Origin of the sequence: Bradyrhizobium sp. Pha-3 (assembly GCF_042258615.1) — a bacterium.
Taxonomy (GTDB): Bacteria; Pseudomonadota; Alphaproteobacteria; order Rhizobiales; family Xanthobacteraceae; genus Bradyrhizobium.
Genome location: NZ_CP170152.1, coordinates 4,308,880 through 4,324,264 on the forward strand (window position 1 = coordinate 4,308,880; position 15,385 = coordinate 4,324,264).

At 63.7% G+C, this 15,385-nt stretch carries 26 protein-coding genes; 25 read left to right on the forward strand and 1 reads right to left on the reverse strand.

The window, feature by feature from the left end; all coding sequences use genetic code 11:
• Nucleotides 1-8 precede the first annotated feature (8 nt).
• The 25 genes from rplB (at nucleotide 9) to ACE10Z_RS20445 (ending at nucleotide 14,243) form a co-directional block, all read left to right on the forward strand.
• Nucleotides 9-842 carry a 50S ribosomal protein L2 gene (gene rplB, locus ACE10Z_RS20325; protein WP_021081655.1) on the forward strand — a complete coding sequence of 278 codons (834 nt, stop codon included), beginning with the start codon at nucleotides 9-11 and terminating at the stop codon, nucleotides 840-842.
• A gap of 12 nt (nucleotides 843-854) precedes the next feature.
• Complete coding sequence (rpsS, locus tag ACE10Z_RS20330) at nucleotides 855-1,133, forward strand: 30S ribosomal protein S19 (RefSeq protein WP_018272137.1); 279 nt, start codon at nucleotides 855-857, stop codon at nucleotides 1,131-1,133.
• A gap of 10 nt (nucleotides 1,134-1,143) precedes the next feature.
• Entirely contained in the window at nucleotides 1,144-1,530 is a 387-nt protein-coding gene (gene rplV, locus ACE10Z_RS20335) for a 50S ribosomal protein L22 (RefSeq protein WP_018272136.1), read from the forward strand.
• A gap of 20 nt (nucleotides 1,531-1,550) precedes the next feature.
• Nucleotides 1,551-2,252, forward strand: a complete 702-nt coding sequence (gene rpsC, locus ACE10Z_RS20340) for a 30S ribosomal protein S3 (RefSeq protein WP_018272135.1) — start codon at nucleotides 1,551-1,553, stop codon at nucleotides 2,250-2,252.
• A 30-nt stretch (nucleotides 2,253-2,282) separates the two neighbouring features.
• Entirely contained in the window at nucleotides 2,283-2,696 is a 414-nt protein-coding gene (gene rplP, locus ACE10Z_RS20345; RefSeq protein WP_016843752.1) for a 50S ribosomal protein L16, read from the forward strand.
• A 5-nt stretch (nucleotides 2,697-2,701) separates the two neighbouring features.
• The gene (gene rpmC / locus ACE10Z_RS20350) at nucleotides 2,702-2,908 is read left to right on the forward strand and encodes a 50S ribosomal protein L29 (protein ID WP_021081654.1); all 207 of its coding nucleotides are present in this window, start codon (nucleotides 2,702-2,704) and stop codon (nucleotides 2,906-2,908) included.
• Between the two features lie 10 nt (nucleotides 2,909-2,918).
• On the forward strand, nucleotides 2,919-3,167 hold the full coding sequence (gene rpsQ / locus ACE10Z_RS20355; RefSeq protein ID WP_092114991.1) for a 30S ribosomal protein S17: 249 nt from the start codon (nucleotides 2,919-2,921) through the stop codon (nucleotides 3,165-3,167).
• A gap of 75 nt (nucleotides 3,168-3,242) precedes the next feature.
• The gene (gene rplN, locus ACE10Z_RS20360) at nucleotides 3,243-3,611 is read left to right on the forward strand and encodes a 50S ribosomal protein L14 (RefSeq protein WP_011473865.1); all 369 of its coding nucleotides are present in this window, start codon (nucleotides 3,243-3,245) and stop codon (nucleotides 3,609-3,611) included.
• Nucleotides 3,611-3,925: a 50S ribosomal protein L24 gene (rplX, locus tag ACE10Z_RS20365; protein ID WP_375789484.1), complete on the forward strand. Its 315-nt coding sequence runs from the start codon at nucleotides 3,611-3,613 to the stop codon at nucleotides 3,923-3,925. Before rplN ends, rplX begins: the two co-directional genes overlap by 1 nt.
• The gene (rplE, locus tag ACE10Z_RS20370) at nucleotides 3,918-4,475 is read left to right on the forward strand and encodes a 50S ribosomal protein L5 (RefSeq protein WP_173637156.1); all 558 of its coding nucleotides are present in this window, start codon (nucleotides 3,918-3,920) and stop codon (nucleotides 4,473-4,475) included. Before rplX ends, rplE begins: the two co-directional genes overlap by 8 nt.
• A 46-nt stretch (nucleotides 4,476-4,521) precedes the next feature.
• A complete protein-coding gene (rpsN, locus tag ACE10Z_RS20375; protein ID WP_029081762.1) occupies nucleotides 4,522-4,827 on the forward strand; it encodes a 30S ribosomal protein S14 in 306 nt (101 codons plus the stop codon).
• 15 nt (nucleotides 4,828-4,842) lie between these two features.
• Nucleotides 4,843-5,241, forward strand: coding sequence for a 30S ribosomal protein S8 (gene rpsH, locus ACE10Z_RS20380; RefSeq protein ID WP_029081761.1), 399 nt, complete (start codon nucleotides 4,843-4,845; stop codon nucleotides 5,239-5,241).
• 14 nt (nucleotides 5,242-5,255) lie between these two features.
• Nucleotides 5,256-5,789, forward strand: coding sequence for a 50S ribosomal protein L6 (gene rplF, locus ACE10Z_RS20385; protein ID WP_092114986.1), 534 nt, complete (start codon nucleotides 5,256-5,258; stop codon nucleotides 5,787-5,789).
• 11 nt (nucleotides 5,790-5,800) lie between these two features.
• A complete protein-coding gene (gene rplR, locus ACE10Z_RS20390) occupies nucleotides 5,801-6,160 on the forward strand; it encodes a 50S ribosomal protein L18 (protein WP_029081760.1) in 360 nt (119 codons plus the stop codon).
• A 54-nt stretch (nucleotides 6,161-6,214) separates the two neighbouring features.
• Complete coding sequence (gene rpsE, locus ACE10Z_RS20395) at nucleotides 6,215-6,790, forward strand: 30S ribosomal protein S5 (protein WP_028349043.1); 576 nt, start codon at nucleotides 6,215-6,217, stop codon at nucleotides 6,788-6,790.
• 34 nt (nucleotides 6,791-6,824) lie between these two features.
• The gene (gene rpmD, locus ACE10Z_RS20400) at nucleotides 6,825-7,016 is read left to right on the forward strand and encodes a 50S ribosomal protein L30 (protein WP_024578582.1); all 192 of its coding nucleotides are present in this window, start codon (nucleotides 6,825-6,827) and stop codon (nucleotides 7,014-7,016) included.
• A 21-nt stretch (nucleotides 7,017-7,037) separates the two neighbouring features.
• Nucleotides 7,038-7,523: a 50S ribosomal protein L15 gene (gene rplO, locus ACE10Z_RS20405; protein WP_176530648.1), complete on the forward strand. Its 486-nt coding sequence runs from the start codon at nucleotides 7,038-7,040 to the stop codon at nucleotides 7,521-7,523.
• Between the two features lie 160 nt (nucleotides 7,524-7,683).
• On the forward strand, nucleotides 7,684-9,018 hold the full coding sequence (gene secY, locus ACE10Z_RS20410) for a preprotein translocase subunit SecY (RefSeq protein ID WP_021081647.1): 1,335 nt from the start codon (nucleotides 7,684-7,686) through the stop codon (nucleotides 9,016-9,018).
• A gap of 70 nt (nucleotides 9,019-9,088) precedes the next feature.
• Nucleotides 9,089-10,003 (forward strand): adenylate kinase, encoded by a 915-nt coding sequence (locus ACE10Z_RS20415; RefSeq protein WP_375789485.1) that lies wholly within the window; start codon nucleotides 9,089-9,091, stop codon nucleotides 10,001-10,003.
• Between the two features lie 191 nt (nucleotides 10,004-10,194).
• Entirely contained in the window at nucleotides 10,195-10,563 is a 369-nt protein-coding gene (rpsM, locus tag ACE10Z_RS20420; protein ID WP_092082432.1) for a 30S ribosomal protein S13, read from the forward strand.
• Nucleotides 10,564-10,678: 115 nt separating this feature from the next.
• Nucleotides 10,679-11,068 carry a 30S ribosomal protein S11 gene (gene rpsK, locus ACE10Z_RS20425; RefSeq protein WP_006021048.1) on the forward strand — a complete coding sequence of 130 codons (390 nt, stop codon included), beginning with the start codon at nucleotides 10,679-10,681 and terminating at the stop codon, nucleotides 11,066-11,068.
• A gap of 118 nt (nucleotides 11,069-11,186) precedes the next feature.
• A complete protein-coding gene (locus tag ACE10Z_RS20430) occupies nucleotides 11,187-12,218 on the forward strand; it encodes a DNA-directed RNA polymerase subunit alpha (RefSeq protein ID WP_050402259.1) in 1,032 nt (343 codons plus the stop codon).
• Nucleotides 12,219-12,426: 208 nt separating this feature from the next.
• Nucleotides 12,427-12,843: a 50S ribosomal protein L17 gene (gene rplQ, locus ACE10Z_RS20435; protein ID WP_375789486.1), complete on the forward strand. Its 417-nt coding sequence runs from the start codon at nucleotides 12,427-12,429 to the stop codon at nucleotides 12,841-12,843.
• Between the two features lie 299 nt (nucleotides 12,844-13,142).
• A complete protein-coding gene (locus tag ACE10Z_RS20440) occupies nucleotides 13,143-13,937 on the forward strand; it encodes an SDR family NAD(P)-dependent oxidoreductase (RefSeq protein ID WP_375789487.1) in 795 nt (264 codons plus the stop codon).
• 9 nt (nucleotides 13,938-13,946) lie between these two features.
• Nucleotides 13,947-14,243, forward strand: coding sequence for a DUF1330 domain-containing protein (locus ACE10Z_RS20445; protein ID WP_375789488.1), 297 nt, complete (start codon nucleotides 13,947-13,949; stop codon nucleotides 14,241-14,243).
• Here the strand turns inward: ACE10Z_RS20445 and ACE10Z_RS20450 are convergent.
• Nucleotides 14,240-15,367, reverse strand: coding sequence for a hypothetical protein (locus ACE10Z_RS20450; protein ID WP_375789489.1), 1,128 nt, complete (start codon nucleotides 15,365-15,367; stop codon nucleotides 14,240-14,242). The two genes, ACE10Z_RS20445 and ACE10Z_RS20450, sit on opposite strands and share 4 nt — an antisense overlap.
• Between the last annotated feature and the right edge of the window lie 18 nt (nucleotides 15,368-15,385).

Genomic DNA, 15,385 nt, shown 5'->3' on the forward strand with positions numbered 1-15,385 from the left:
CAACGACGATGGCATTGAAAACCTACAATCCCACGACGCCGGGCCAGCGCCAGCTGGTCATGGTCGATCGTTCGGCGCTCTACAAGGGCAAGCCGGTGAAGACCCTGACCGAGGGCAAGCTCGGCAATGGCGGTCGCAACAACACCGGTCGCATCACCGTGCGCTTCCGCGGCGGCGGCCACAAGAAGGCCTACCGCACCGTCGACTTCCGCCGCGACAAGGTGGACATGCCGGCGGTCGTGGAGCGGCTGGAGTACGATCCGAACCGCACCGCGTTCATCGCGCTGATCAAGTATCAGGACGGCGAGCTGGCCTACATCCTGGCGCCGCAGCGCCTGGCGGCGGGCGACACCGTCGTCGCCGGCAACTATGTCGACGTGAAGCCGGGCAACGTCATGCCGCTCGGCAACATGCCGGTCGGCACGATCGTGCACAACATCGAGCTGAAGATCGGCAAGGGCGGCCAGCTGGCGCGCTCGGCCGGTACCTATGCCCAGATCGTCGGCCGCGACCAGGACTACGTGATCGTCCGCCTGAACTCGGGCGAGCAGCGTCTCGTGCACGGCCGTTGCCGCGGCACGATCGGCGCGGTCTCGAACCCGGATCACATGAACATCTCGATCGGCAAGGCCGGTCGTACCCGCTGGCTCGGCTGGCGTCCGCATAACCGCGGCGTCGTCATGAACCCGATCGACCATCCGCACGGCGGTGGTGAAGGTCGTACCTCGGGCGGTCGTCACCCGGTTACTCCGTGGGGCAAGCCGACCAAGGGCAAGAAGACCCGCACCAACAAGTCGACCAACAAATTCATTCTCCTCAGCCGCCACAAGCGGAAGAAGTAAGGAACGCCGGACATGGTTCGTTCAGTCTGGAAAGGCCCGTTCGTCGAGGGTTCTCTGCTCAAGAAGGCAGATGCCGCGCGCGCGTCCGGCCGTCACGACGTCATCAAGATCTGGAGCCGTCGCTCCACCATCCTGCCGCAGTTCGTCGGCCTGACCTTCGGTGTCTACAACGGCCAGAAGCATGTGCCGGTGGCGATCAACGAGGAAATGGTGGGTCACAAGTTCGGCGAGTTCTCGCCGACCCGGACCTTCCACGGCCACTCGGGCGACAAGAAAGCCAAGAAGGCTTGAGGAATAGACGATGAGCAAACCAAAGCGCGAACGTAGCCTCGCGGACAATGAGGCCAAGGCCGTCGCTCGCATGCTGCGCGTCAGCCCGCAGAAGCTCAACCTGGTGGCGCAGCTGATCCGCGGCCGCAAGGCTTCGGCTGCGCTCGCCGACCTGCAGTTCTCGCGCAAGCGGATCGCGGTCGACGTCAAGAAGTGCCTGGAATCGGCGATCGCGAACGCCGAGAACAACCATGACCTCGATGTCGACGATCTCGTCGTTGCCGAGGCGCATGTCGGCAACGGTATCGTGATGAAGCGTTTTGCTCCGCGCGGCCGTGGCCGTTCGGGCCGTGTGTTCAAACCGTTCTCGCACCTGACCATCGTGGTTCGTCAGGTCGAGGCCGAGGCAAGCGCCTAAGAAGGGCGCAGGAGAAGACGATGGGTCAAAAGATCAATCCAATCGGGCTGCGTCTCGGCATCAACCGGACCTGGGACTCCCGTTGGTTCGCCGGCAAGCAGGAATACGGCAAGCTGCTGCACGAGGACGTCAAGATCCGCGAGATCCTGCACAAGGAGCTCAAGCAGGCGGCCGTCGCCCGCATCGTGATCGAGCGCCCGCACAAGAAGTGCCGCGTGACGATCCACTCGGCCCGTCCGGGCGTCGTGATCGGGAAGAAGGGCGCCGACATCGACAAGCTGCGCAAGAAGGTTGCCGACATCACCTCGTCGGACGTCGTGATCAACATCGTCGAAATCCGCAAGCCGGAGCTCGACGCGACCCTGGTCGCTGAATCGATCGCCCAGCAGCTCGAGCGCCGCGTGGCGTTCCGCCGCGCCATGAAGCGCGCCGTGCAGTCGGCGATGCGTCTCGGTGCCGAGGGCATCCGCATCAACTGCTCGGGCCGTCTCGGCGGCGCCGAAATCGCGCGCATGGAGTGGTATCGCGAAGGTCGCGTGCCGCTGCACACGCTGCGCGCCGACGTCGACTACGGCGTTGCCACCGCGTTCACGACCTTCGGCACCTGCGGCGTCAAGGTCTGGATCTTCAAGGGCGAGATCCTCGAGCACGATCCGATGGCCCAGGACAAGAAGATGGCCGAGGGCGACAACACGCCGCGTTCGCGCCGCGACGCCGCTTGAGGCAAAGCAGGAATTTGAGGGCTTAAAGCCATGATGCAACCTAAGAAGACGAAGTTCCGGAAGGCGCATAAGGGCCGTATCCACGGCGTTGCGACCTCTGGCGCGACGTTGGCGTTCGGCCAGTTCGGCCTGAAGGCGATGGAGCCTGAGCGCGTCACCGCCCGTCAGATCGAAGCCGCCCGCCGCGCGCTGACCCGTCACATGAAGCGCGCCGGCCGCGTCTGGATCCGGGTGTTCCCGGACGTGCCGGTGTCGAAGAAGCCCGCCGAAGTCCGCATGGGCTCCGGCAAGGGTGCGCCGGAATTGTGGGTGGTCCGGATCAAGCCGGGCCGTGTGATGTTCGAGATCGACGGCGTGCCGGTGCAGACCGCCAAGGAGGCGCTGTCGCTCGCCGCCGCCAAGCTGCCGATCAAGACGCGCTTCGTTGCGCGCATTGCGGAGTAATCGCCATGGCCGAGATGAAAGTTGAAGACATTCGCGCGATGAGCGACGACCAGCGGGAAGACGCGGTCCTTAACCTGAAGAAGGAACGCTTCAACCTGCGTTTCCAGCGCGCCACCGGGCAGCTGGAGAACACGTCGCGGATGCGGGAAGCCCGCCGCGATATCGCTCGTATCAAGACCATCGCCGCGCAGCTGCGCGCGAAGAAGAAGTAAGGGGCCAGCTATGCCGAAACGTACTCTGCAGGGCGTGGTCGTGAGCGACAAGCAAGCCAAGACCGTGGTGGTGCGCGTCGATCGCCGCTTCACCCACCCGATCTACAAGAAGACGATCCGCCGTTCCAAGAACTACCACGCGCACGACGAGGACAATCAGTTCAAGCCGGGCGACATGGTCTGGATCGAGGAATCGAAGCCGATCTCGAAGCTGAAGCGCTGGACCGTGGTCCGGGGCGAACACAAGAAAACGGCCTGATTACTTCGGCCTGGCCGAAGACATTCAGGGAAATTTTGGGCGCGCTAAAGCGCAGAAAGAGGACGAGGTGCATCAATGATTCAGATGCAGACCAACCTCGACGTGGCCGATAATTCAGGCGCACGCCGTGTCATGTGCATCAAGGTTCTTGGAGGTTCCAAGCGCCGCTATGCCACCGTGGGCGACGTTATCGTTGTGTCGATCAAGGAAGCCATTCCGCGTGGCAAGGTGAAGAAGGGCGACGTGATGAAGGCCGTCGTGGTCCGGGTCCGCAAGGACATCCGCCGCGCCGACGGTTCGGTCATCCGTTTCGACCGCAACGCCGCCGTGCTGATCAACAATCAGTCCGAGCCGGTCGGCACCCGTATCTTCGGGCCGGTGCCGCGCGAGCTGCGCGCCAAGAACCACATGAAGATCATTTCGCTCGCGCCGGAGGTGCTGTGATGGCTGCCAAGATCCGCAAGGGCGACAAGGTGATGGTGCTCACCGGGCGCGACAAGGGTCGCACCGGTGAGGTGTTCGAGGTGCGTCCGGACGAGCACAAGGCTCTCGTTCGCGGCATCAACATGGTGAAGCGTCACCAGAAGCAGAGCCAGACCCAGGAAGGCGGCATCATCTCCAAGGAGATGCCGATCGACCTGTCCAACATTGCGTATGTCGGCAAGGACGGAAAGCCGACCCGCATTGGGTTCAAGATTCAGGCCGATGGCAAGAAGGTTCGTGTTGCCAAGAGCTCGGGAGCAGAGATCGATGGCTGAGACAGCTTACACGCCGCGCCTGCGCGCGGAGTATGACAAGAAGATCCGCGGCATGATGACCGAGAAGTTCGGTTATGCCAACGTGATGCAGGTGCCGCGTCTCGACAAGGTCGTGCTCAACATGGGCGTCGGCGATTCCGTCAACGACCGCAAGAAGGCCGAGACCGCCGCTGCCGAGCTGAGCCAGATCGCCGGCCAGAAGGCGATCGTGACCTATTCGCGAATCGCGATCGCGACCTTCAAGCTGCGTGAGAACCAGCCGATCGGCTGCAAGGTCACGCTGCGCAAGACCCATATGTACGAGTTCATCGACCGCCTGGTGAACGTGGCGCTGCCCCGCGTCCGCGACTTCCGCGGCCTGAACCCGAAGAGCTTCGACGGCCGCGGCAACTATTCGCTCGGCATCAAGGAGCACATCATTTTCCCCGAGATCGACTTCGACAAGGTCTCGGAAGCGCGTGGCATGGACATCACGGTGTGCACCACCGCGAAGACCGACGACGAGGCGCGTGCCTTGTTGGCCGCTTTCAATTTCCCGTTCCGGCAGTGAGTAGCTGAGGCAAAGCCACTCAAACGCGGATACCCAGGAGCCAAGCATGGCAAAGAAGAGTTCGATCGAGAAGAATAACCGGCGCAAGCGGATGGCGAAGAACGCCGCCCCTCAGCGTGAGAAGCTGAAGGCGATCATCGCCGACAAGACCAAGCCGATGGAAGAGCGCTTCGCGGCGACGCTGAAGCTCGCCGAGATGCCGCGCAACTCGTCGCCGACGCGCATCCGCAACCGTTGCGAGCTGACCGGGCGTCCGCGCTCGAACTATCGCAAGAACAAGCTCTCGCGCATCGCGCTGCGTGAACTCGGCTCCAAGGGCCTGGTTCCCGGCCTCGTGAAGTCGAGCTGGTAAGGGAGGGTCGGAACAATGTCTACGCACGATCCGATCAGCGATCTCATCACCCGCATCCGCAACGCGCAGATGCGTTCGAAGTCCAAGGTTTCGACCCCGGGCTCGAAGATGCGCGCCAACGTGCTCGAGGTGCTGAAGTCCGAGGGCTACATCCGCGGCTACGCCAGCGTCGAGCATGCGTCGGGCCGCAGCGAGCTCGAGATCGAGCTGAAGTATTTCGACGGCGAGCCCGTCATCCGCGAGATCGAGCGGGTGTCGAAGCCGGGCCGCCGCGTTTACGCCTCGGTGAAGAATCTGCCGCGCGTGAACAACGGTCTCGGCATTTCGGTGTTGTCGACGCCGAAGGGAATCATGGCTGACCACGAGGCGCGCGACGCCAACGTGGGCGGCGAAGTTCTCTTCACGGTGTTCTGAGGAAGGATTTTACGATGTCACGTATCGGCAAAAGGCCGGTGGCGATCCCGTCGGGTGTGACGGCAAGCGTCGAGGGCCAGACGGTGAAGGTGAAGGGGCCGAAGGGCCAGCTTCAGTTCGTCGTGCATGACGACGTCGAGGTGAAGTTCGAGAACGGCCAGGTCAAGGTCGCTCCGCGCGTCAAGACCAACCGCGCGCAGGCGATGTACGGCACCGCGCGCGCGCAGGTCGCCAACCTCGTCGAGGGCGTCACCAAGGGCTTCGAGAAGAAGCTCGAGATCACCGGCGTCGGCTACCGCGCCGCGATGCAGGGCAAGAACCTGCAGCTCGCGCTCGGCTACAGCCACGACGTGGTCTACGCGATCCCGGAAGGCATCACCATCGCGGTGCCGAAGCCGACCGAGATCACGATCACCGGCAACGATCCGCAGCGCGTCGGCCAGGTCGCCGCCGAGATCCGCGCCTACCGTCCGCCGGAGCCCTACAAGGGCAAGGGCGTGAAGTACGCCAACGAATTCATCTTCCGCAAGGAAGGCAAGAAGAAGTAACGGAGCCGGTCATGTCACTCAAGGTTACGAATGCCCGGCGCAAGCAGCGCGTCCGCCTTGCGCTTCGCCGCTCGGCAGGCGGCCGTCCGCGGCTGTCGGTGTTCCGCTCGTCCAAGCACATCTACGCCCAGGTCATCGACGACCAGAAGGGCGAGACGCTCGCGTCCGCCTCGTCGCTGGAGAAGAACCTGCGCGACGCCGGCAAGACCGGCGCCGACATCGATGCGGCGAAGGCCGTCGGCAAGCTGCTGGCGGAACGCGCGGCGCAGAAGGGTGTCAAGGAAGTTGTGTTCGATCGCGGCGCCTACATCTATCACGGGCGCGTCAAGGCGCTCGCGGATGCGGCGCGCGAAGGCGGATTGAGCTTCTAAACTTTACGATTACCAGGATAGAGGCGTAAGGCCTCCTAGAGATTGGAAAACACCATGGCAGGTGAACGCGAACGCGGCGGACGCGAACGGAGCAGGGATCGCGAGGAGCGCGACAGCGAGTTCGTCGACAAGCTCGTCCACATCAATCGCGTGGCGAAGGTCGTCAAGGGCGGCAAGCGCTTCGGCTTTGCGGCGCTGGTCGTGATCGGCGATCAGAAGGGCCGGGTCGGTTTCGGCCACGGCAAGGCGCGCGAAGTTCCGGAAGCGATCCGCAAGGCGACCGAATCGGCGAAGCGCAACCTGACGCGGGTCGCGCTGCGCGAAGGCCGCACGCTGCATCACGACATCGCCGGCCGTCACGGCGCCGGCCGCGTCTATCTGCGCGCCGCTCCGGCCGGTACCGGCATCATCGCCGGCGGCCCGATGCGCGCGGTGTTCGAGACGCTCGGCATCCAGGACGTGGTGGCGAAGTCGATCGGCTCGTCGAATCCCTACAACATGGTTCGCGCAACCTTCGACGCGCTGAAGCATCAGGATTCGCCGCGCTCGGTGGCTGCGCGCCGCAACATCAAGGTCTCCACCCTGCAGTCGCGCCGCGTCGGCGGCGACGCCGAAGTGGTGGCGGAATAACCCGCGCGACCAGCGCTTTCTGGAGTTCAAGACGATGGCCAAGGCCAGCAAGACGATCAAGGTCGAGCAGACCGGCAGCGCAATCCGCCGCCATCACTCGCAGCGTTCGACGCTGATCGGCCTCAAGCTCAACAAGATCGGCCGGGTTGCCGAGCTGCAGGACACCCCTGAAGTTCGCGGCATGATCAGCAAGGTTCAGCATCTCGTCCGCGTCGTCGGCGAGTAAGCAGAGATAAGGAGAAGGGCGATGAAGCTCAGCGATATCGCCGACAACGCCGGCTCGCGCAAGAAGCGCATGCGTGTCGGCCGTGGCATCGGTTCCGGCAAGGGCAAGACCTCGGGCCGCGGCGGCAAGGGCCAGACCGCGCGTTCGGGCGTCCGCATCAAGGGTTTCGAAGGCGGCCAGATGCCGATGCATCGCCGTCTGCCGAAGCGCGGCTTCAACAACATCTTCCGGCTCGACTTCGCCGAGATCAATCTCGACCGTCTGCAGGAAGCGATCGACAACAAGCTGGTCGATGCGAGCGCGACGGTGAACGTCGAGTCGCTGGTGAAAGCCGGCGTGCTGCGCCGCGCCAAGGACGGCCTGCGGCTGCTCGGCCGCGGCGAGATCAAGACCAAGCTGACCATCGAGGCGCACGGCGCCTCCAAGTCGGCCATTGCCGCGGTCGAGAAGGCCGGCGGCTCGGTCAAGATCCTGGCCCCCGCCAAGGACGAAGGCGAGGCGGCGTAACATCTGCGTCATTGCCCGCGGCCTGCGCGGGCAATCCGCAGATCGAATGATGGACTTATCGAGGCCGAGCACCAGATAATGTCCGGTGTCTGCCGACGGCCCCGGGGGAACGAGTTTCTTGGGGGGCGTCGGCGAAGCGGGCTCCGGGAGAAAGCCGAACATGGTCTCAGCAGCCGAACAACTTGCCGCAAACCTCAATTTCGGACAGCTGGCGAAAGCCGACGAGCTGAAGAAGCGCATCTGGTTCACCCTGGGTGCGCTGCTTGTTTATCGGCTGGGCACCTACATCCCGCTGCCGGGCATCGATCCCAACATCTGGGAGCAGGTGTTCCGCAGCCAGTCCGGCGGCATCCTCGGCATGTTCAACATGTTCGCCGGCGGCGGCATCCACCGCATGGCGATCTTCGCGCTGAACATCATGCCGTACATTTCGGCATCGATCATCGTCCAGCTGCTGACCACCGTGTCGCCGCAGCTCGAGGCGCTCAAGAAGGAAGGCGAGGCGGGCCGCAAGACGCTAAACCAGTACACCCGCTATCTGACGGTGATCCTGGCGTTGTTCCAGTCCTACGGTATCGCGATCGGCCTCGAAGGCGCCGGCAATGTCGTCAGCGACCCCGGCATGTTCTTCCGGATCTCGACCGCGATCACGCTGACCGGCGGCACCATGTTCCTGATGTGGCTCGGCGAGCAGATCACCTCGCGCGGCATCGGCAACGGTATCTCGCTGATCATCCTGTCCGGCATCGTCGCCGAGCTGCCGTCGGCGCTCGCCAACATGCTGGAACTCGGCCGCCAGGGCGCGATGTCGACCGGCCTGATCCTGATCGTCATCGTGATGGCGGTCGCCGTGATCGCCTTCATCGTGTTCATGGAGCGTGCGCAGCGCCGGCTGCTGATCCAGTATCCGAAGCGCCAGGTCGGCAACAAGATGTTCGAGGGCCAGTCCTCGCATCTGCCGCTCAAGCTCAACACCTCGGGCGTGATTCCGCCGATCTTTGCCTCGTCGCTGCTGCTGCTGCCGACCACGGTTGCGAACTTCAACGCCGGCAAGGGGCCGGAGTGGTTCCAGTGGCTCACCACCCAGCTCAGCCACGGCCGTCCGCTGTTCCTGCTGATGTATCTCGCGCTGATCGTGTTCTTCGCCTTCTTCTACACCGCGATCGTGTTCAACCCGACCGAGACCGCGGACAATCTGAAGAAGCATGGCGGCTTCATCCCGGGCATCCGGCCCGGTGAGCGCACCGCCGAGTACATCGACTACGTGCTGTCGCGTATCACGGTGCTCGGCGCGATCTATCTCGCGATCGTCTGCCTGATTCCTGAAATTCTGATTTCCTACGCCTCGGTCCCGTTCTACTTTGGTGGCACTTCACTCCTGATCGTCGTCAGTGTGACGATGGATACGGTGTCGCAGGTGCAGGGCTATCTGCTCGCGCATCAGTATGAAGGGCTGATCAGGAAGTCGAAGCTCAGGGGAGGCCGCCGCCGCTGATCGCGGCGCGGCTTCAAACTCAAAACACAGGTGTGCGGACGTCGCCACCTAGCCGGGGGGCGAAACAGATATGAGATTGATCCTTTTGGGGCCGCCGGGCTCGGGCAAGGGAACCCAGGCGCAGCGGCTGGTGCACCGGCATGGCATCGTTCAGCTCTCGACTGGCGAGATGTTGCGCGCTGCCGCTGCCGCGGGCACTCCGGTCGGCTTGCAGGCCAAGGAGATCATGTCCAATGGCGGGCTGGTTCCCGACGAGGTCGTGGTGGGAATCATCGCCGACCGGATCGAGGAGCCCGACGCCAAGAAGGGCTTCATTCTCGACGGCTTCCCGCGCACCGTGCCGCAGGCGGAGGCCCTCGATGAGCTGCTCCGGAAAAAGCATCTCAAGCTCGACGCCGTCGTCGAACTGCGCGTCAACGAGAGCGCGCTGCTTGCCCGCGTCGAGAAGCGTGCCGAGGAAACCCGCGCGCGCGGCGAGGAAGTTCGCCTCGACGATACGCCGGAAGTGCTGACCAAGCGCCTGGCGCAGTACCGGTCGCTGACGGAACCGCTGATTCACTATTATTCGGAGCGGCGGAAGCTTCTGACGGTCGATGGCATGATGACCATCGAGCACGTCACCCGCGAGATCAACCGGATCCTGACCGCGCTCGGCGCGCTGGAACCGAAGGAGCACGAGGAGCCCAAGAGCGCCTCGAAGGCCTCCAGGACGGCCAAGAAGACCGCGAAAACGGCGACCAAGAAGGCTGCCGAATCGGTCAAAAAGGGCGCCAAACCGGCCCGGAAGGCCACCAAGACAGCATCAAAGCCGGTCTCCAAGGCCAAAGCTGCCAAGAGGGCAGCCAAGAAAACTGCAAAGCAGCCGGCCAAGAAGACCGTAAAGAAGGCCGCAAAGCAGGCCGCCCGTGCCGCGAATGCCCGGAAGGGGGCAAAAGCCGGCAAAAAGGCAACAAAAAAGCTCACGAAAAAGCGAGCTAAACGCTAGGAGCGGTTGACGAAACCGACATGAATCCTTTAATAAGCCCCGCATCCAAGTTGGATAGTTTTATGACGATGCCGGGCCCCGAAGGACATGAGGGGAAGGGCGTCGTGTTCGCGTTTGTGGACACAAGCCCGCAGAGAGCAAGAACTTGAGAAGCCCGTATCCGTGATGGATCGGCGACAGGAGAGAAGTCCGTGGCCCGTATTGCCGGCGTCAACATTCCTACCAACAAGCGCGTGCTGATCGCGCTTCAGTACATCCATGGTATCGGCCAGAAGAACGCGGCCGACATCGTCGAGAAGGTCAAGATCCCGCTGGACCGTCGCGTCAATCAGTTGACCGACCAGGAAGTCCTGCAGATCCGCGAAGTCATCGACCGCGACTATCTGGTCGAGGGCGACCTCCGTCGTGAGGTCGGCATCAACATCAAGCGGCTGATGGACCTCGGCTGCTATCGCGGCCTGCGTCATCGCCGTGGTCTGCCGGTGCGCGGCCAGCGCACCCACACCAATGCGCGCACGCGCAAGGGTCCGGCCAAGGCGATCGCCGGCAAGAAGAAGTAAGTTTTACGAATTGCAGGTGGGGGGTAGCGAATCGAAATTCGCTACTCGCCATTTGCGTTTTGAGGTGTAGCCGCTGGCACTACGGCGGCGCTTGAGATCACAGGAAAGGTTTGAAATGGGCAAGGAAGCCACCCGCGTACGTCGCCGCGAACGCAAGAACATCGCCTCCGGCATCGCGCACGTGAATTCGTCGTTCAACAACACGACCATCACCATCACCGACGCGCAGGGCAACACCATCGCCTGGTCGTCGGCTGGCACGATGGGCTTCAAGGGCTCGCGCAAGTCGACCCCCTATGCCGCGCAGGTCGCGGCCGAAGACGTCTCCAAGAAGGCGCAGGAACACGGCATGCGCACGCTGGAGGTTGAAGTGGCCGGCCCGGGTTCGGGCCGTGAGTCGGCGCTCCGTGCGCTGCAGGCTGCGGGCTTCACCGTCACCTCGATCCGCGACGTGACCACGATCCCGCACAATGGCTGCCGTCCGCGCAAGCGTCGGCGCGTTTGATCTGTAAATCGCGGGCGGCTTCGAGCCGCCCTGCGATCGTTTTTGGAATTGACCGCGCGGACTGTTCCGCGATCTCCAACGCCAGGTTCGGCCATTCGACGGGCCCGACGACTGGCACATGGGTGAACAAGTGACGATCCAGAAAAATTGGCAAGAACTCATTCGACCGAACAAGCTGCAGGTGACGCCGGGCTCGGACGCGAGCCGGTTCGCCACCGTGGTCGCCGAGCCGCTCGAGCGCGGCTTCGGCCAGACGCTCGGCAACGCGCTGCGCCGCATCCTGCTGTCCTCGCTGCAGGGCGCGGCGGTGCAGTCGGTGCATATCGACGGCGTGCTGCACGAGTTCTCCTCGATCGCCGGTGTCCGTGAAGACGTCACCGACATCGTCCTCAACATCAAGGACATCTCGATCAAGATGCAGGGCGAAGGCCCGAAGCGCATGGTCGTGAAGAAGCAGGGGCCGGGCGCCGTCACCGCGGGCGACATCCAGACCGTCGGCGACGTCACCGTGCTCAATCCCGACCTGCAGCTCTGCACGCTGGACGATGGCGCCGAGATCCGCATGGAATTCACGGTCACGACCGGCAAGGGCTATGTCGCCGCCGAGCGCAACCGGCCTGAGGATGCGCCGATCGGCCTGATCCCGGTCGACAGCCTGTTCTCGCCGGTCCGCAAGGTCTCCTACAAGGTCGAGAACACCCGTGAGGGCCAGATCCTCGACTACGACAAGCTGACCATGACGATCGAGACCAACGGCGCGATCACGCCGGAGGACGCGGTGGCCTATGCCGCGCGCATCCTGCAGGACCAGCTCAACGTGTTCGTCAACTTCGAAGAGCCGCGCAAGGAAGTCACGCAGGAGATCATCCCCGATCTCGCGTTCAACCCGGCGTTCCTCAAGAAGGTCGACGAGCTCGAGCTGTCGGTGCGTTCGGCAAACTGCCTGAAGAACGACAACATCGTCTACATCGGCGACCTCGTGCAGAAGTCGGAAGCGGAAATGCTCCGCACCCCGAACTTCGGCCGCAAGTCGCTGAACGAGATCAAGGAAGTGCTGGCCCAGATGGGTCTGCACCTCGGCATGGAAGTGCCGGGCTGGCCGCCGGAGAACATCGACGAGCTCGCCAAGCGCTTCGAGGATCACTACTGATCCGAATTCACCGTCGTGGCCGGAGAATCTCCGGCCACGATTTTTTGCGGCGCGATCCCGGAAAAGTGCGCAGCGGTTTTCCGACAGGGATCACGCCCAAACTGAATAGCAAAAGCGCGACGTTGCGCTTTTGCGGGCGAACGCAGGATGCCCACCTGCAAAACTTGTCGCTGAACCACCGCGGCAGAATTGAAGAAGGAAGAAGCCAATGCGTCACGGCAAGGTTCATCGGAAGCTCAACCGCACCGCCGAGCACCGGCGTGCGATGTTCGCCAACATGGCGGCCGCGCTGATCAAGCACGAGCAGATCGTCACCACGCTGCCGAAGGCCAAGGAGCTGCGGCCGATCGTCGAGAAGCTCGTCACCCTCGGCAAGAAGGGCGGTCTGGCCCTGCGCCGCCAGGCGATCTCGGAGCTGCGTGACCTCGACCAGGTCAAGAAGCTGTTCGACACGCTGGCGACCCGCTACAAGGACCGTCAGGGCGGCTACACCCGCATCATCAAGGCCGGCTTCCGCTACGGCGACAACGCGGCGATGGCCGTGATCGAGTTCGTCGATCGCGACGTCGATGCCAAGGGCCAGGACTCCGGTCCGACCCAGGACGAGGATGCCGAGGCGGCGTAAGCCCGGTTACCGAGCCAGATTTCGAGAACGGCGCCTTCGGGCGCCGTTTTTTTGTTTTGCGCGACGCTCGATCCGAGTCGTCGTCCTGGCGAAAGCCAGGACCCATAATCCGAGGCGGACATTGTTGCGACGGCTGGGGCCACGGCATCGTGCAATAGCGCAGGCTGGTGGTAATGGGTCCTGGCTTTCGCCAGGACGACGTCGTTCTGTGTACTGTCTTCGTCACGCATCGGTGAGACACAATTGCGGTGCATCGTGCCGCGCCCGATATCTCGGTCGGCATCAATGGAGATGAAGCCATGAAAATCGACCTTTCCGGAAAGACTGCACTGGTGACCGGCTCGACCGCGGGCATCGGCAACGCCATCGCAAAGGGGCTGGCCGAGACCGGCGCCGAAATCGTCATCAACGGCCGCGGCCAGGCCAAGGTCGATGCGGCGGTTGCCGCGATCACCAACGCGGTGCCGGGCGCCAGGGTCCGCGGCATCGCCGCCGACGTCTCGACATCGGCCGGGTGCAAGGCGCTGCTCGCAGCGCTGCCGGACGTCGACATCCTCGTCAACAATGCCGGCATCTTCGAGCCGAAGCCGTTCTTCGACATTCCGGACGAGGACTGGAGTCGCTTCTACGAGGTCAACGTGATGTCGGGCGTGCGGCTGTCGCGCGGCTACATGCAGGGCATGCTGAAGCGCAACTGGGGCCGCATCGTCTTCATCTCATCGGAATCCGGTCTCAACATCCCGACCGAGATGATCCACTACGGCATGACCAAGACCGCGCAGCTTGCGATCGCGCGCGGGCTCGCGGAGCTGACCAAGGGCACCGCCGTGACCGTCAACTCCGTTCTGCCCGGACCGACCATGTCCGAGGGCGTCGAGACCTTCGTCAAGGAAGTCGCCAGGCAGAACGGCCAGTCGGTCGAGGAGGCGGCCGCCAACTTCGTCAAGCAGCACCGGCCGACCTCGCTGTTGCAGCGCTTTGCCAGCACCGAGGAGATCGCCAACCTCGTCGTCTATGTCTGCTCGAAGCAGGCCTCCGCGACCAATGGCGCCGCGCTGCGCGCCGAGGGCGGCATCGTCAACACCATTGCCTGAGGTGCCGCCATGTCAGCCTATGTGATTTCCGAGGTCGACGTGAGGGATGCCGCGGGCTTCGAGGCCTATCGCACGATCGCCGCCAAGGCGATCGCGCAGTATGGCGGGCGCTATCTCGTGCGCGGCGGCGCCGCTGAAGCGGTCGAAGGCGGACCACCGCCAAAGAACATCATCGTCGTCGAATTTCCGTCGATGGCGCGGCTGCGCGAGTGGTACGCCTCGCCGGAATACGCCGAAGCGCTCAGGCATCGGCGGACCGCGCTGGACCGCCGGCTGCTCTTCGTCGAGGGCGTTCTGCCGAACTAACCCTTGGCGCCGTCAAGGAACTCGCTGAAGCCTGACGGGTGATAGGGGCCGAAGCACAATTGCTCCAGCACGCCGATTCCCGTCCGGTCGCCCTGGCGGGCGCGCACCACCTGTTGTACGTGCACGTTCTCGCGGGCCAGCGGATCGAGCGTTGCAGGATCGAACGACTCGCCGCCGATCTCGAGCTCGCCCTTCCACATGCCCTGGCCCCATTGCGGATGACCGTAGCCGAGGCCCTTCATCTGGAATTTGAGGATCGGGTCGAGCGCGATGGTCGAGGTGTGGCCGTCGATGTCGACCAGGTCGATTTCAGCCGACTGCGCCAGCCGCGTGTTCGGCACGTATTTGACGCGGTGCCGCGCGGTCGCCATGCGGCGGTCGAGCCCATCGACGACGCCGGGGATCTCGGTCTCGCTCCGGTAGAGCGGCGCGGTAATGCCCTCGCGGACCAACGCCTCGCCATGCGTCCCGTCGAAAAAGATCGCGTGCGAGATGTGGTCGTCCCAGACCAGCGGGGCCCAGAGGAAGAACACGCTTGGCGGCGGCACCGGTGCGCCCCCGATGTCGCGTTCGCCGACATTGCGAACGCCCCAGGAGCGATCCTTGGTGCCGTAGCACGTCTGATCGTCGACCTTGATCTCACCGTCGGGGTGACGAACGACGCCGCTCCAGCGGCCGAACTGGTCGAACCGGGTCGAATCCATGGCGCGGCGGTCGCCCGACCAAAGCGTCTGCCGCGCTTCCTGGATCGCAGCGGTGCGCGCGGAGAAGGTCAGGTCGCAGGAAAGGCCCGTCGCATTGTCGTCGAGCACGATTCGGGTCCGCAACATGGGTTCGATGACCTGGAGCCTGAAGGGACCGACCTGCATTTCGGTGCGCTCGAGCGGCGCCCGCCGCGAACCGTAGAAGCAGTGCTGCCGTCCGCCGCGCTCGACGACGCTGAAGGCGCAATCGAGAATCTTGCGGTGCGGATAGATCGCGATACCGATGCCGAAATAATGCGCGCCGTCGGCGGTGTAGCCGTTGAACCAGGTCCGGTCATAGACATTGCGGTCGCTGGTCGAGGGAACCGCGATCGGCTCCGGCGTCTGGTGAATGGGGAAGTCGTCCAGTTTGTTGAGCACGCCGATCCCTTTCGATGT

What these genes read in the sequence shown, in the direction of transcription:
- rplB (WP_021081655.1), top strand. Translation starts at nt 9, where the DNA reads ATGGCATTGAAAACCTACAATCCCACGACGCCGGGCCAGCGCCAGCTG.
- ACE10Z_RS20415 (WP_375789485.1), top strand. Translation starts at nt 9,089, where the DNA reads ATGAGATTGATCCTTTTGGGGCCGCCGGGCTCGGGCAAGGGAACCCAG.
- rpsS (WP_018272137.1), top strand. Translation starts at nt 855, where the DNA reads ATGGTTCGTTCAGTCTGGAAAGGCCCGTTCGTCGAGGGTTCTCTGCTC.
- rpsQ (WP_092114991.1), top strand. Translation starts at nt 2,919, where the DNA reads ATGCCGAAACGTACTCTGCAGGGCGTGGTCGTGAGCGACAAGCAAGCC.
- rpsK (WP_006021048.1), top strand. Translation starts at nt 10,679, where the DNA reads ATGGGCAAGGAAGCCACCCGCGTACGTCGCCGCGAACGCAAGAACATC.
- rplX (WP_375789484.1), top strand. Translation starts at nt 3,611, where the DNA reads ATGGCTGCCAAGATCCGCAAGGGCGACAAGGTGATGGTGCTCACCGGG.
- rplN (WP_011473865.1), top strand. Translation starts at nt 3,243, where the DNA reads ATGATTCAGATGCAGACCAACCTCGACGTGGCCGATAATTCAGGCGCA.
- rpsN (WP_029081762.1), top strand. Translation starts at nt 4,522, where the DNA reads ATGGCAAAGAAGAGTTCGATCGAGAAGAATAACCGGCGCAAGCGGATG.
- rplQ (WP_375789486.1), top strand. Translation starts at nt 12,427, where the DNA reads ATGCGTCACGGCAAGGTTCATCGGAAGCTCAACCGCACCGCCGAGCAC.
- rpsC (WP_018272135.1), top strand. Translation starts at nt 1,551, where the DNA reads ATGGGTCAAAAGATCAATCCAATCGGGCTGCGTCTCGGCATCAACCGG.
- rplE (WP_173637156.1), top strand. Translation starts at nt 3,918, where the DNA reads ATGGCTGAGACAGCTTACACGCCGCGCCTGCGCGCGGAGTATGACAAG.
- rplR (WP_029081760.1), top strand. Translation starts at nt 5,801, where the DNA reads ATGTCACTCAAGGTTACGAATGCCCGGCGCAAGCAGCGCGTCCGCCTT.
- secY (WP_021081647.1), top strand. Translation starts at nt 7,684, where the DNA reads ATGGTCTCAGCAGCCGAACAACTTGCCGCAAACCTCAATTTCGGACAG.
- rplV (WP_018272136.1), top strand. Translation starts at nt 1,144, where the DNA reads ATGAGCAAACCAAAGCGCGAACGTAGCCTCGCGGACAATGAGGCCAAG.
- ACE10Z_RS20440 (WP_375789487.1), top strand. Translation starts at nt 13,143, where the DNA reads ATGAAAATCGACCTTTCCGGAAAGACTGCACTGGTGACCGGCTCGACC.
- rplP (WP_016843752.1), top strand. Translation starts at nt 2,283, where the DNA reads ATGATGCAACCTAAGAAGACGAAGTTCCGGAAGGCGCATAAGGGCCGT.
- ACE10Z_RS20445 (WP_375789488.1), top strand. Translation starts at nt 13,947, where the DNA reads ATGTCAGCCTATGTGATTTCCGAGGTCGACGTGAGGGATGCCGCGGGC.
- rplF (WP_092114986.1), top strand. Translation starts at nt 5,256, where the DNA reads ATGTCACGTATCGGCAAAAGGCCGGTGGCGATCCCGTCGGGTGTGACG.
- rpsH (WP_029081761.1), top strand. Translation starts at nt 4,843, where the DNA reads ATGTCTACGCACGATCCGATCAGCGATCTCATCACCCGCATCCGCAAC.
- rpmC (WP_021081654.1), top strand. Translation starts at nt 2,702, where the DNA reads ATGGCCGAGATGAAAGTTGAAGACATTCGCGCGATGAGCGACGACCAG.
- rplO (WP_176530648.1), top strand. Translation starts at nt 7,038, where the DNA reads ATGAAGCTCAGCGATATCGCCGACAACGCCGGCTCGCGCAAGAAGCGC.
- ACE10Z_RS20430 (WP_050402259.1), top strand. Translation starts at nt 11,187, where the DNA reads ATGGGTGAACAAGTGACGATCCAGAAAAATTGGCAAGAACTCATTCGA.
- rpmD (WP_024578582.1), top strand. Translation starts at nt 6,825, where the DNA reads ATGGCCAAGGCCAGCAAGACGATCAAGGTCGAGCAGACCGGCAGCGCA.
- rpsE (WP_028349043.1), top strand. Translation starts at nt 6,215, where the DNA reads ATGGCAGGTGAACGCGAACGCGGCGGACGCGAACGGAGCAGGGATCGC.